General features: G+C 64.0%; 10 protein-coding genes and 1 pseudogene. 5 read left to right on the top strand and 6 right to left on the bottom strand.

Features of this window, described 5'->3' with window-relative positions; translation table 11 throughout:
- Positions 1-52 precede the first annotated feature (52 nt).
- Both ACQP1G_RS34095 and ACQP1G_RS34090 read left to right on the top strand, forming a co-directional pair.
- Complete coding sequence (locus ACQP1G_RS34095) at positions 53-2,752, top strand: tetratricopeptide repeat protein (protein WP_433193792.1); 2,700 nt, start codon at positions 53-55, stop codon at positions 2,750-2,752.
- Positions 2,753-2,762: 10 nt separating this feature from the next.
- The gene (locus tag ACQP1G_RS34090; RefSeq protein ID WP_433193791.1) at positions 2,763-3,659 is read left to right on the top strand and encodes a phosphotransferase family protein; all 897 of its coding nucleotides are present in this window, start codon (positions 2,763-2,765) and stop codon (positions 3,657-3,659) included.
- A gap of 355 nt (positions 3,660-4,014) precedes the next feature.
- Here ACQP1G_RS34090 and ACQP1G_RS34085 read toward each other — a convergent pair whose 3' ends face one another.
- The 5 genes from ACQP1G_RS34085 to ACQP1G_RS34065 form a co-directional block, all read right to left on the bottom strand.
- Complete coding sequence (locus ACQP1G_RS34085; protein WP_433193790.1) at positions 4,015-4,569, bottom strand: hypothetical protein; 555 nt, start codon at positions 4,567-4,569, stop codon at positions 4,015-4,017.
- Between the two features lie 7 nt (positions 4,570-4,576).
- On the bottom strand, positions 4,577-5,794 hold the full coding sequence (locus ACQP1G_RS34080; RefSeq protein WP_433193789.1) for a DUF6973 domain-containing protein: 1,218 nt from the start codon (positions 5,792-5,794) through the stop codon (positions 4,577-4,579).
- Positions 5,795-5,796: 2 nt separating this feature from the next.
- A complete protein-coding gene (locus ACQP1G_RS34075; protein ID WP_433193788.1) occupies positions 5,797-6,090 on the bottom strand; it encodes a type VII secretion target in 294 nt (97 codons plus the stop codon).
- Entirely contained in the window at positions 6,087-6,326 is a 240-nt protein-coding gene (locus tag ACQP1G_RS34070) for a YbaB/EbfC family nucleoid-associated protein (RefSeq protein ID WP_433193787.1), read from the bottom strand. The genes ACQP1G_RS34075 and ACQP1G_RS34070 overlap by 4 nt, the downstream gene beginning before the upstream one ends.
- Before the next feature lie 574 nt (positions 6,327-6,900).
- Positions 6,901-8,502: an ISL3 family transposase gene (locus tag ACQP1G_RS34065; protein WP_433193786.1), complete on the bottom strand. Its 1,602-nt coding sequence runs from the start codon at positions 8,500-8,502 to the stop codon at positions 6,901-6,903.
- 254 nt (positions 8,503-8,756) lie between these two features.
- Here ACQP1G_RS34065 and ACQP1G_RS34060 point away from each other — a divergent pair, with 254 nt between their 5' ends.
- Entirely contained in the window at positions 8,757-9,167 is a 411-nt protein-coding gene (locus ACQP1G_RS34060) for a hypothetical protein (RefSeq protein WP_433193785.1), read from the top strand.
- 468 nt (positions 9,168-9,635) lie between these two features.
- Here the strand turns inward: ACQP1G_RS34060 and ACQP1G_RS34055 are convergent.
- Positions 9,636-11,127, bottom strand: a pseudogene (locus tag ACQP1G_RS34055) (transposase); the annotation flags it as partial.
- Between the two features lie 418 nt (positions 11,128-11,545).
- Between ACQP1G_RS34055 and ACQP1G_RS34050 the strand changes: the two are divergent.
- Positions 11,546-11,761, top strand: a complete 216-nt coding sequence (locus ACQP1G_RS34050; protein ID WP_433193784.1) for a hypothetical protein — start codon at positions 11,546-11,548, stop codon at positions 11,759-11,761.
- Between the two features lie 405 nt (positions 11,762-12,166).
- Positions 12,167-13,516 carry a serine hydrolase domain-containing protein gene (locus tag ACQP1G_RS34045; RefSeq protein WP_433193783.1) on the top strand — a complete coding sequence of 450 codons (1,350 nt, stop codon included), beginning with the start codon at positions 12,167-12,169 and terminating at the stop codon, positions 13,514-13,516.
- Positions 13,517-13,605: the final 89 nt, after the last annotated feature.

Raw genomic sequence — 13,605 nt, 5'->3', positions numbered from 1 at the left:
GCAGTGAGGCCGCCCAGGCGGTCCTGTAAGCACTGGTGTCAGGGGGTTCACGGTGTCACCGCAATCAGATCTGCGCTCGCTGTTCAGCCCGGGACACGACGGTGTGGACGCGCAGGACGTTTTCGCCAATCGCCATGATGAGTGGCGGGCGACGACCGACAGTCTGCTGGCGCACTGGGGCGCGGTGCGAGCGCCGGGCTTCAGTGTGGAGGATTTCGCCACTCCGCGCCGCAATGTGCTCGTCTTCTACGGTGTCGGCGGCATCGGGAAAACCACTCTGTCCAAGCGGCTGGAAACGCACCTGACGACTGGTTTGGAGTCCGTGGGCTCGGAATGGGGGCCGGTCCCTGCGGAGGTCGGCCGCGTGCTGCCGATCCGGATCGATCTGTCGCGCCAAGGCGGAGTCCAGTTCGAAGATGTCATCCTGGCCATGCGGCTGGCGGTGGCGCGAGTTGGGCATCCTATGCGGGCGTTCGATCTTGCATTGCGGCGGTATTGGGAGGTCAATCATCCTGGTGAGCCGTTGGAGGGATATCTGCGCCGCAACGGATTTCTGCGCCGGGCAGGTGATGTGACCGATCTTCGGGAGCAGATGCGTGCGGTCGCTGAGGATGTCGTTCAGGCGTTGACGTTGCCGACCGTGGCCGGGGTGGCCGCGACCACCGCGGTGCGCGAAATCGTGCGGGCGTTGCGGCAGCGACGCAGTGCCGTGCGGGCCTTGGCGCGCTGCACCCGGTTGGCCGACCTGTTGGAAGCCGATCAGGATGCGGAGACGCTGAGCTATTTCCCGCATCTGCTCGCCTGGGATTTGGCGCAGGTGCCGGTCGATCGCTCTGGTGTGCTGGTGGTCCTGTTGGACACGTTCGAAGAGGTCGGGGACCGCAGTCACCGAGACCTCGAGCGGCTGTTCCAACGGATGGTGTGGCTGATGCCCAATGCCCTGTTCATCGTCACCGGCCGCAACCGGCTGCAGTGGGACGACCCCTCGCTGGAGGGGCAACTCGACCAAGCCGGACCGTTCCCGTGGCCGCAGCTCGCACCGGCGGCGTCAGCGGATCCCCGCCAGCATCTGGTCGGTTTCTTGTCCGACGACGACCGGGAGCGCTATCTGCGCACCCGGCTGACCCGCAACGACGAACCGGTTATCCCGCCAGAGGTGCGGTCCGAGATCGCTTGTCGCTCTTACGGTCTGCCGCTGTTCCTCGACCTGGCCGTGATGCGGTTTCTCGACATCCTCAGCCGTACCGGCACTGTGCCGGGACCAGCTGAATTCGATCATGACTTTCCGGCATTGGTTGCCCGGATCGTGCGTGACCTGACCCCGGGAGAACGCACGGTCCTGCGGACCGTCACCCTGCTGGACTCGTTCACCGTCGACCTGGCCACCGCCGCCGCCGGACTCGACAGCGACGCCTCTGCGCTCAACCTCGTCGAAAGACCGTTCGTCGGTAACGATCCCGCCGCGCCGTGGCCGTATCGGCTGCACGATCTGATCAGGTCCGCGGTCCGCGAAGCCGACGCAACCAGCGAAGACCGCTGGTCGCCGAGCGACTGGCGCCGCGGGGCGCAACGCACCCTCGACGCGGTAGGCACCCAGATGCCCGCGCCGGGCGGCTACCAACATCGACGCCAGCTGATGGCCTGTCTGACACAGGGACTACGGATCGCCTGCGACTTCCAACTCGAACCAGGCTGGATCGTCGACGCCGCGTGGCGGTACGTGATCGAGTCGGTCTGGGAGCCCATCGACATCCCAGATCCCCGTAGTCGAACCGACGACGAGCCCGACACCCCTTGCGCCGCAGTCGCGTTGGCTCGGGTCCTGCATTCCGCGTCCCGGGGGCAACGCGCACACCGGCAAGACACTGCCGACGAACTCGAAGCCGTTCTGAGCCTCGGTGTCTTGCCGGAACCTGCCGAAGATATCGCGCACTATTTCCTGGGTGAAAGCCTGCGCCATCTCGGGCGCTACGAAGCCTCGGCCGAGCACATGGGCCATGTCGCGGCCGGGCGCAGCCCAATGGCCGGCGAAGCGCGCCGCGGACTCGCCCACATCGCCCGACACCTCGGAGACTTCCCGACCGCCCTCGACACCATCGAGGCACTCGACCACGACACCCATTACTACCGGGCACTCGGCCACCTGTGGTGGACACAAGGCGATCTCGCGCTGTCATGCTCCACCTACGGCACCGCACGCGAACTGGCACTCGCCGACCACAACCCCGGACATGCTGCGCTCGCCCAAGCCGGGCTCGCGTTCGCCGCGGCACTCGGTGACCGCACCCGTGCCGACCAGCAGATCGAGCTGGCCCGCAGCCTGCTCGAGAACGTCAAGCAGAACTGGTCGGAAACACAGGTTCGTACCGCCGGCCTGCTGCGAGACGCGGGCTTGGACGCGCACGTGCCCGCCCGCGCCAGAGAGCTCGAACGCGACGCCGCCGAGGCCGGTCTCGGGTCCGCGCTCGCATATATCCGGTTCGCCCGCTGCTTCCACCACGCTCTACGCGCAGAAAACGACCAACTCCTCGTAGCCCGCGATCAGCTCCAGCTCAGCGTCGATCACGGCGAATACGCATACCTCGTGGAAATCACCCACTTCTTCGACGGCACCGAACCCGACCCGGACCTGCGGCGCGCGAACTGGATCGACGGACCCGACACCGTGGTAGCCCGATGGCAGAGACTGATCGCCGAACGACGCGCCGCACTCGGCTACGAACCCAATACCCAACCACCCCAACCGAGTTAGACTCGCGCAGATGACCGTCGGCCTCGACGCCCCCTTCTCCGATACCACAGCCCGCCGCGCCCTCGAACTAGCCGGTACCCGCCTCGGTGTAGCCACCGACGACGCACGGCTGATCCGGATGGGCGAGAACGCTATCTACGCGCTCCCGCACGCCGATGTCGTCGCCCGCATCGCCCGCGGCGAGCAACGCCGGGCGCGCGTGGAGAAGGAACTGGCCGTTGCACGGTGGCTCGCCCGACACGACTTCCCAGCCGTCCGGGTAGCCGAACAATTCGAACAGCTCATCCCCGCCGACGGCCGCCTGATCACGTTCTGGCAGCTGGTCGACATCGCCGGCGAGCCGACCGAGGTCGAGCTGGCTGCCCTGCTTCGTGACTTCCACATCCTGCCCGAACCCGGGTTTCCGCTACCGACATTCGACCCGTTCAGCTCCGTGCCGGCTCGGTTGGCTGATCCAGGGAACGCTGATCCCGCCGCGGTCGAGTTCCTCACCGAGCTCTACTACACACTCCGAACTCGTTATGCGGAACTGGAACTCACCACCCCGCACACGGTGATCCACGGAGACGCGCACATAAACAACGTCATTCCCACTCCTTCGGGCCCGATACTGTCGGACTTCGAAGCCGTCGCCCGTGGTCCCCGGGAGTGGGACCTGACCACCGTCGCCATGACCGTCGACCGATTCGGTCTGCCCCGCACCACCTATCAGGCATTCGCCGACACCTACGGCTACGACGTCACCGGCATCCCCGGGTATCCCGTCCTATGCGCTGCCCGAGAACTCACCATGGTCACTTGGCTCATGCAGATCATCGACGTCAGCCCGCGACACGCTCAGGAGTTCGCCCACCGCGTCGACTCTCTGCGCAGCGGCGACCAACAACAGGGATGGCACATCTTCTAAGCCCCCGGCGACCTAGGGAACAGGTTGCAGCCATCGGTGCAACCGGTCACGATTCCGGTGTCCCCGCGCACGCGGGATGATCCCGCCGGGGAACGATCAGCGACGGTGCTGATGCACCCGAAGGCGATCTCGCATCCCACCAAGTCATGAATTGCCGGTGGGGTGAATCCATTGGTCGCGGGTTCGAGCCCCGTCCGCCTCGCAAACCGTTATCTACCAGCTGAAATGCGTTCGCGACCCCCTGCCGTGCGCTTTCGGCGGTGCCGGTCGTTCCGCATGGCCGTCAACCTCGCATGGTCGCGGGGGGAACCTTTTCAGTTGCCGCGGACGCTATCCCACGATCCGCGGATTCGGCTCAATTCGCGGGAGCCACGCGGAGTTTGGGATCGGCGCCGAGTGAGTGGAGCGGGGTGAGCACGGTGTCCGGGTACACGACTTTTGTGCTCGTCCAACGGAAGTCCAGTTCGTCATCGGTGGGGAACCACCAGGTCGCAGCTCGCAAGGGGCTTCCGCCACGAAGGAACAGGTAGTAGGCAGTCGTCGGCTTGTCGTCGTTGTATGGGCCGGGCAAGTTCTGCCAGCACATTCCGGGGGTATTGGCGAGTTCGTTCAGCTTTTCGGCTTTCATGCCCGGCGTAACGACCACCATGGTGTCCCACTCGTCCTGGAGACCGGCGGCTCGGGTGATTTCGACCATCTTGACCGGTACGTCACCGGAAGCCGCATTCCTCGCGGCGGTCAGAAGCGTGAGACCGCCACTTGGCGATGATCCGCCTGACCGCACGTCGAACGAAGCACGACAGTCGCTGCTCGCCGCGCCCCGGTTATCAGCGGGCCGGTCCGGCCCACATCCGGCAGCCAGCAGCACCGGTATCAAACCGGCGGCGAGGGCCAGGGCTTCGATTCTCATCAGATGATCACTTGCTCCCGGGTAGCGGAATACCGACGCCAGCGGGCGATCCGGTCATCGCCTCGGTCACCCGATTGCTCCAGGTGATCTGCGGGGCGGCCAGTTGACTGCCATCGGCATTCGAAGTCTGGATGACTACTGCTTTGCCATCTTTGATCTGCTGTCCGACCAGCGCGGCCAATTCCTCCGGAGTGGCTTTGGGGTTGGATGCCCCGATCGCGCGCCCGATTTCATTGTTGTAGAGGTCCATTGCTTCACGTTGCGGCGTATTGCCGCCGGTCTTTTCGTGGGCCGTGGCGTACGTCTGCGCCCAGTCCTCACCGAATTGTTGCGACATGAGAGCATTCCAGTACATGTGCCGATAGGCATCACCTTGACCATCGGCCACCGAGTCCGGATACTCCGCCAAGGCGGCATTTCTGGCCAGGTCGGGGAGGGTGAGGGCCTTTGCGACCGCGTCGACGCCCTGGTTCTGCAGCAGATTCTCCATGGCCGAGATCTCTTCGGAGGTCATCAGCGAAGGGCTCACGTTTATGCCGTTATCCTTGAGGATGTCGGCTGGCCACCCGACCGGCCAGAGCCTCGGCAGCCCGGTGGAGACATCGGTTTGATAGTCCTCGAGGATTTTCGCGAGCTGCGGATCGTCCGGCTTGACAACAAGACCCTGCTTCACCCGGTCGGACAGCTTCTCGATTTCCTTGATGTAGATCTCCGCGCCTTCCTGATCCGCTCTCTGCACGAGCGTGAAGGCTGCCGAGATGAAGTTGTCCAGACGCCGGGTGACGATTTCCTTCGCAACTACCGCGACATCCCCGAACGGAACATAGTCACGGTAGGTTTCGGCGTTCGATTTGCGGGACTTGACGTGGCCGTCCTCGGTGACGAACAGATCCCATTTCGACTCCTCCGCTTCGGCTTTGCGGCTTCGGATGGTCGAAATATTGGTTTCCAGGGTCGAGACCAGGGAGCCGAGCTTCGACGCCATTTGTTCGATGACGTCCGAGGTCTGAATCGTATCGCCGCGATCCTCCTGGCCGCGCCGTCGTGCCGCGTCACCGGCCGAACTGTCGAAGTAGTCGCCGGACTGCTCTATCGCATTTCCCGCCGCGGTGGCCTCGGTCTCGATGAACTTGTAGGTCTCGTTCATCATGTCGACAACCTGACCGAGATAGCGGAGGTCCCACCCGAGCACTTTAGATATGGTCAGCGAATTGTCATCCGCCATCGTCAGCCCCCAAGCTGCTCGAGTTGGGTAGCCCAGTCGGCATCTGTCTGCTCATATACACCCGCGGCAGTCTCCACGCTGTCGCAAAAGCTGCTCAGGCGGCGATTGTGGTATGCCAGCACGGTGTCCATCGCCTTCAGTGATTCCTCGACTTTGACAGCGAGGTTCGAATCCGCCATCCGCTCGCGGGCCAGATCACGGCTCACCTTCGCGATCGGCGTCTTCGTCGTGATCCTGCCCGCGTTCATGCGCACGGACGTGGCGAGTGCGCGCATCTTCACGGGGTCGACGTTCACCTGGACTCCTCGAACAGTTGCACGGCTTCGGCTTCGGCATTGCCGAGCGCGGCACGGTGACGGTCGATAATCAGGTTGGCCAGGTGCTGAGGGCCGTTGTCCATCGCATAGTCGGCGATGTAGAGATCGGTAATCCGACCACCGGCATCCGTCTCGATGCTCACGCTGCCGTCTCTGGAACGCGCGGAGCCACGCACCGTCGCGAGCCGCTCATTGATCCGCTGGATCTCGAGCATTCGCTCATCGTTATTCATCGCTGTTCCCCCGTCGAGTGGCGCTTCCCGAGAGCCTACCTAGATCGGGCTTCGGCTATTGCCCGGGGCTTCGCTGTGCCTCGCGCGGGCGCGGCAAGGAACATACGGCACCCCGTATTTACTCCGTATTTTCAGGCGAATTCGCCTGAATCCGGTGCGGCGCAGCCTGATTCAGCTCCCGCGGCAGTAGCCGCGTGCGTGCTGGGATCGGTTCCGACGGTAGCGCTGAGTCCGGGCGCTTCGAGGCGCTTGCCACGGACTCGGAAGCCGCCGCTCCATGGTCGGCTTTGACGTATAGGGTTGAAACCCTCGGTCCGGTCAGTAGTGTTGCGTCGTAACGGTTTCGAGCTCCAGCGGAGGAAAGTACTTGTCGGCAACCCCTCGGACCTGCGCGAACGACGAATCTCAGCCCAATCCTCCACAGAAAGCATCCCTTCGTCCTCCTGGCTCGGTTGAAGCCAGGATCAATCGGACAGGGGGTCGAAATTCGGATGCCACGCTGTGATCAGTTTTCAGGATCTGGCACAAATTTGGTGATCGCGGATCCCGGGGTTGTTCACTCGCTCAACAGGATTCGCTTTCGGAGTAGGTCGGTCTTCGCTCGGCCGAACATTTGCCGTTTGAGCATTTTGATGCGGTTGACGTGCCCTTCGACCGTTCCGCTGCTCCATGCCATGGTTAGGCCCGCGGTGACTGCGTCCTGGTCGCGGCGCAGTCCTCGGACGAACGAGTGCAGTGCCGGTTGATCGTCGGAGTCGACGGCGACCATCCACCGCTCGAGATCTCGACCGCGCCGCTCGCCCATGATCTCTGCGAACGCGCGGACGTGGCCGGTGAGAGCGGCAAGTTCCGGACTGATCGCCAGGACCCGATCGAGACTTTCCTGGTGCTCGGGGGCAAGGGCGGCGGGGTTGGTCATGATCCAGCCGACGACCTTCCGGACGGCCGGCGGTTTGCGTGGCGGGGCCGGGACGAGCGCGAGGGCGCGGAAGGGGTGTAGATAGTTGCGTACCATCCTCTCGCTGCCTTGGTAGCCGAGGGCCTTGATCTCTTCGAACAGCTGGGTCGCGTTGGTGCAGCCCTCGTTCCACCGCTGATGTAGATGGGATTTGTGTGCTTCGAGCACACTGATGCGGTATCCGGTGCGGTCGTTGACCAGCAGTTCGTCGGCCGATTCGGCGCGGGCGAAGCGGCGAGCGGTGCCGCGGGCCAGCCCCAGCTCACGACTGATCGCGCGGATGGTCGTGCCCTGGGCCAGCAACGCATGGACCTCGGCCCAGCGCTGGCGGGTGCGGACTGCAGTGCGATCCTTCCGCTGATCGGGTGTGACCGGCCCGCGATGCATTTCGGCGGCAACGTCGGCGATGTCGGGCCGGTTCTGCGGTTCGGGTTCGGCGATCGCGGCGGCGAGGCTGGCGCGGTGGCGTGCCACGGTGCGTTCGACTGCCTCGCCGAGGTTGTGCCAGATGTGCCAGCGGTCGGCGACCTGCACCGCGCCCGGCGCTCCGGCAGCGGTGCCCTCGGCATAGGCGCCGGCCCGGTCACGGCAGACGATCTCGACGCCCGGATGGGTTCGTAGCCAGGCTGCGAGGGTGTCGGCGGTTCGGTCGTCGAGGACCTCGATCGGGCGGCGGGTCTGCATGTCGATCAGGATCGTTCCGTAGTTGTGCCCGCGACGCAGGGCGAAGTCGTCGACACCCAGCACCTGCGGGATCGAGGTCTGAGGATCGGGCAGCGCCCGGATCTGGCGCAGCAACGTCATCCGACTCACCGTCGCGGCCAACTGCCGGGTCAGTCGCGCCCCAGCGCGGCCACCCAACGCCAGCGCGACCGCGCATAACGCCCGTTCCAGGATCAGCGTGCGGCGGGCGTGGCGGACCGCCAGCTGAGGCACTTGCTCAGCGAAAGTTGTTTTGCCGCAATCGGAGTTGCCGCAGAACAACCTGCGGACCTGCAACCTGATCACGACCTCCCGGCCGGTGATCGAGGTATCCGACAACCGCCGCTGATATCGGCTGTGGACACGGCCTGACAGCGTCCCGCACTCGGGGCAGGCGACGGGATCGCCGCCGGTGGCGGCCTCGATCCGCACTGTTGAGCCCGCCGCGCGGATCAACTCGATTCGCAGACCGTCCAAATGCGGAAACAGGACCCCCATCGGTTCAAGATCAGAACACCCGCGACATCATGAGCTATCAACCGCCCCTTCGCATCCCGAACGGGTCAATCACGAAGTCTGTGCCAGATCCACGATTCAACCGGAGTTGACATGAAAGTGCTCATCCAGCGCCGACAGTGCGATGTTCGCCAGCAGTGGGGACAGAATCCGAGGGCGAGCGTAGCGATAAGGCCCTAGCATTCGGTGCCTGGGATTTCGCCTGCACCAGCAGGCGCAGAACGGATGTGGAGTAGATGCGCGCACTCAAGCAGACAGTTAGGCTGGCCCTCACCGCGTCGGCGGTCGTTGCCGGATCAATAGCCGTGGCTGGCCCGGCGAATGCGGCATCATCCCCGATCGAGGCCTGTGGCGGCAGCTACCACGAAGTCGACCACCAGAACATCACCGGCGCAGTCATCCACCTTCTGTACAACGGCTCCAGCAACTGTGTCGTCACATGGAAGACTGACCATATCGGAACAGCAACGCCGGTAGCGGCTGTGCTCCGGATCGCCGGCCAGCCCATCGAGAATGAAGCGAAGGACGCTGACAGTTACAAGTACTATGCCGGGCCCGTGTACAAAAATGCCGCCGGCAAGTGCATCGTTTGGGGAGGCCAGGCCTCCGGGGCCCCGTGGACCTCACCTCCCGAACACTGCGGCTGAGTGACGACCTGAGTGAGCCGGTGAATCGGCCCCGTGACATGAAGTAGGACTTGCTGCCGCTGGTCAGTGGCAGCAAGTCGGGACCGGTAGAAACAGCGCAGGAAAAACGAAGTTCGTCATATTCGCTGGTCAGGAGCCTGCGGGTGGCCCACCGAGTCAGGCAAGCGGTTTGGGGATGGTTGGAGGAGAATCGGCGATGCATATACCTGAACTGCAGGCACTGTGTGCTCACGATCTCCTCGGTACTCACCGCGATGGACATCGTCGTGCACGACAGCGATCTCGAACGCAAGATCGTGCGCGCCGAATTCCGCAGCATGTCGCCCCGCTCATGAGAAGTTCCCTTTCCGACAGGTGAGCCTTCATATCTCGTCACACCCTTTACAGGGTCGGACGCGTTGATGTCGGCAGAACGTGAAACTGGGTCAGGCACAAATTTCGTTATTCGGCCAGTTGGATTGACTAGTTGCTCAACAGGATTCGCTTTCGGAGGAGGTCCGGTTTTGCGCGCCCGAACATCTGTCGTTTGATCATCTTGATTCGGTTGACGTGCCCCTCGACCGGGCCGCTGCTCCTGGGCAGGGTCAGCCCGGCGGTAACCGCATCGAGGTCGCGGCGCAGGCCCCGGACGAACGAGTGCGGGGCCGGGAAGTCTTCGGTGTCGACGGCTTTCATCCACTGCTCGAGTTCACGGCCGCGGAGCTGACGCATGAGCGTAGCGAAAGCACGGACGTGACCGGCCAAGCCGGTGAGTTCGGGGCTCACGGCCAAGACGAGCCGTTGACGATCGTCGGGCTCGAGGCTGGCGGGGTCGGTCATGATCCAGGTGACGGCCCGACGAACCGAGGCTGGTTTGCGGACTGGGCGGGGAACGCGGCCGGTCGTGCGGAATGGCTGTAGATAGTTCATGACGGTCTTGGCTCTTCCTTGGTAGCCGCGGGCTTTGATCTCGTGGAAGAGCTCGGTGGCGTTGGTGCAGCCCTCGTTCCATCGCTGATGCAAGTAGGGCTTGAACTCCTCCAACAGGCTCGGACGCTGTCCGGTGCTGTTGTTGACCAGCAACTCCTCGACACTGGCCGCCCGCGCGAAGCGCCGAACTGTTCCGCGGGCGAGACCGAGCCGGGCGCCGATCGTCAGGCTGCTCACGCCGTCGTCGAGCAGAGCGTGGACCGCGGCATAACGTTCACGGGCTCGCACAGCCCACTTGTCGGTCCTTTCCGCCGGCGACTCGATCCTCGCGCTGGTTACCGGAATTTCCTGCTGGGCCGCGATATCCAGCTCGCTGGCTGACTCCGCATCGGCCCATCGCGTGTTCGGCGATAGCAGTCAGACAGTCGCGGTGTCGGGCGACGACGCGTTCGACCGCTTCGCCGAGGTTGTGCCAGATGTGCCAGCGGTCTGCGACCTGCAATGCTTGGGGTGCTCCGGCGGCGATGCCTTCGGCATAGGCGCCGGCGCGGTCCCGGCAGGCGATCTCGACGCCGGGATGGGTCCGCAGCCAGGCTGCGAGGGTTTCGGCACGGCGGTCTTCGAGCACATCGACCGGGCGTCGGGTCTCGATGTCGATCAGAATTGATCCGCAATGATGATGCCCGCGACGCAGCGCGAAATCGTCGACACCGAGCACCCGTGGAGTCGCCCGGCCCGGATCGGGCAGTGCCCGGATCTGCCGCAACAGCGTCATGCGGCTGACCGTGGCCGCTAGATGTCGGGTCATCCGAGCCCCGGGACGACCGCCCAAAGCCAGCGCGACCGCACACAGCAGCCGTTGCAGGATGCTCGTGCGCCGGGCATACCGCGCCGCTAACCCTGGGACTTGCTCAGCGAAAGTCCTTCTGTCGCAATCGGAGTTGTCGCAGAACAACCGCCTCACCCGCAACCGGATCACTACCTCACGGTCGGTGATCGCGGTGTCAGACAACCGCCGCCGATAACGGCTATGGACCCGGCGGGACAACATTCCGCAGCCCGGAACAGGCGGCCTCCTCGTCGCGAGTCCTCACATCGAGGTTCACTCGAAACCCGACCGCGGTCATGCCGTCGAACTGCAGCCCATCCAGGTGCAGGAACAGGACCTCGATCGGTCCAAGATCAGCACGCCGGCGACATGATCGATCATCAAGCGCCCGTTGGCAATCCAGGACCGGTCAATCACGCAAACCGTGCCAGATCCAGTTTTCACGTTCCGCCGACAGCCTGCTGCCCTCTTCGGTGCGATACTGCTCACCGCAGCCCCGACGGGCGCTACGCCGACGCTCGCGGAAGGCCCCTGCCTGCTTGGGCAGGTAGATCCGACGACCCGAACTCCGGATGCAAGGGCAGCGACTCAGCCGATTGGCCCAGGCCCCAGCCGACGAAAACTGAGAACCGCGGATCTCATGCGGTCCGAACAACGGCGGCCAACGGGTCAGCTGGCGATCCTCGCCGACGATGACGCCGTGCCGACCCAGGAACTGCGCCGGATGGGGCTTGATCCGAAGGCGATCGCCCAACACCTCCTCGCCGCGATTCACTCCGACGGATACCGGACAACTCGGCAGCGCGCGAGTTCGCCGACGGCCGAACCGTCGAGCGATTGCCCGATGGCCGGGTAGTCACCAATTTGGCCAGACGGCCGGCGTGAGGAACGACACGAGGAGTCCTGATACGACGAATAGCCCCTCAGCCCGTGGCTTGGGTTCACGTGGTCGTCGCAATGCTCTCGATGTGAGGGGTTGCGGCGACCGAGTCGTTTGCGGAGGATGTGGTCGCGTTCGGTGACGAGCTGGTCCAGTTGGTCAGCTGTGCGGGAAGCCGCAGCGGTGTTGGGGATTACGCGGCCGCAGTGTTATGCGATCCTGCGGGTGAAGGGCATGGTTCGCAGAATGGACACGCCGCCGATGTCTTGCACGAGGAATCTTGGAATATTCGACGTCGAGTGGGATGCCGGCTTGTATTCGGCTGAACCATATTCAGCCTGTTGTCCGCTCTGGCCCGATTGGGCACGATAGCCTTTCGCTATGAGTCGCATCTACAGATTCCTGGCCGGAACTGCGGCGGTATCGCTGGTCGCGGGGAGCGTTGTCGCCGGGGGCGCGCACGCCGCGCCCGCCGAGCAGCTGTCGTGTGGAGTGTCGTCCGGGCGAGAGCCGGAACGGGCGGCCCCGGAACAGGTTGGACTGGATTCGGGGCTACTCGCGGACGCCGTGGCATTCGCGAGCGCGCGTAATCGGTTGAATGTGCAGGTATTCCGGCACAACTGCCTGATCGGTGAGGGGCCGACGAACGACGCGACCGGAAATGTCGCCTGGAATATCTGGAGTGCGACGAAGAGCGTTGTGTCGTTGCTCGCCGGAATAGCCTGGGATCAGGGGAAACTCGATATAGCAGCGCCGATCGATCGGTATCTGCCGCCCGGCCTCGGTGATGCGCAGCATCGGTCGATCACCGTGGAGAATCTGCTGACCGAATCGTCCGGCATGGCAGTGGGTATACTTTCCGAGGGCATCACCGGGGTGATTCCGATCGATCCGAATAGTGCCGTGCAGGCGCTCGGAGTGCCGTTGGAGAATCCGCCGGGCGCGGCATTCAGTTACAGCGAGCGCGATGTCGATTTGCTCGCCTATGTCATCGAGTTGGCCATGGGTGAGCCATTGCAGCAGTTCGCGCAACGTGAGCTTTTCGATCCGCTCGGCATCGAACGCGGTGATTATTATTGGGCGCGCGATCGCGCCGGTCACACCTACGGATACGCCCATCTGCTGATCCCGCCGAACAATTTCGCGAAGCTCGGCCTGCTGGTGAGCAACAACGGACGCTGGGGCACACGGGAACTCGTCTCCGAGACCTATCTGCGCATGGCACGCCAGCCGTCACCAGCGAACAAGTGCTTCGGCTACCTGTTCTGGATCGGCCTCGGATGCTCTGAGAACTCCGGCTTCCAGCCCGCCGACATGTACTACATGGTCGGACTCGGCATGCAGAACGTCTTCATCGTGCCGAGTCTGGATTTGACGGTGGTGTGGACCGGAGTCTTCGGAAATGTCAGTAACCAGGGCATTACGGGGGCCCTGCAGAACACCACGGAGCTGCCGCACGAATTCTTCCGCCGACTGTTCGCGGCATTCCAAGACCATCCGGTGCCCGATCCCGGTCCGTATGTCGAACCGCCGCCAACCGAGGATCCGGGCGAGTACGTGGATACGAATCTGCTGATCGCCGTCTTCGGTGTCGGGCCCGCGGCATATCCGGGCTGCAATGTCTTCAGCTGCCTGAACTACCCGTTGGCACCACCATTAGCGGATACCCCGCCGGGCTGCGTCGTTCAAGTCTGCCTCGGTCCGGATCCGCGCACGCCCGGCATCCGCTGAATCGGACGCCGAAGAAGGCGCGCCTATCAGCTCGGAAATCCGGCGTTAGCGCTCATGTCGCTACGAGATCCGGGTCGACGGTGTCTTGG

The organism is Nocardia sp. CA-107356 (genome assembly GCF_050946365.1).
Classification (GTDB): Bacteria; Actinomycetota; Actinomycetes; order Mycobacteriales; family Mycobacteriaceae; genus Nocardia.
Note: the sequence above shows the minus strand (reverse complement) of the source record. Positions and strands in the feature narration are given on the sequence as shown.

What these genes read in the sequence shown, in the direction of transcription:
- ACQP1G_RS34060 (WP_433193785.1), top strand. Translation starts at nt 8,757, where the DNA reads ATGCGCGCACTCAAGCAGACAGTTAGGCTGGCCCTCACCGCGTCGGCG.
- ACQP1G_RS34080 (WP_433193789.1), bottom strand. Translation starts at nt 5,794, where the DNA reads ATGGCGGATGACAATTCGCTGACCATATCTAAAGTGCTCGGGTGGGAC.
- ACQP1G_RS34065 (WP_433193786.1), bottom strand. Translation starts at nt 8,502, where the DNA reads ATGGGGGTCCTGTTTCCGCATTTGGACGGTCTGCGAATCGAGTTGATC.
- ACQP1G_RS34085 (WP_433193790.1), bottom strand. Translation starts at nt 4,569, where the DNA reads ATGAGAATCGAAGCCCTGGCCCTCGCCGCCGGTTTGATACCGGTGCTG.
- ACQP1G_RS34070 (WP_433193787.1), bottom strand. Translation starts at nt 6,326, where the DNA reads ATGCTCGAGATCCAGCGGATCAATGAGCGGCTCGCGACGGTGCGTGGC.
- ACQP1G_RS34045 (WP_433193783.1), top strand. Translation starts at nt 12,167, where the DNA reads ATGAGTCGCATCTACAGATTCCTGGCCGGAACTGCGGCGGTATCGCTG.
- ACQP1G_RS34050 (WP_433193784.1), top strand. Translation starts at nt 11,546, where the DNA reads ATGCGGTCCGAACAACGGCGGCCAACGGGTCAGCTGGCGATCCTCGCC.
- ACQP1G_RS34090 (WP_433193791.1), top strand. Translation starts at nt 2,763, where the DNA reads ATGACCGTCGGCCTCGACGCCCCCTTCTCCGATACCACAGCCCGCCGC.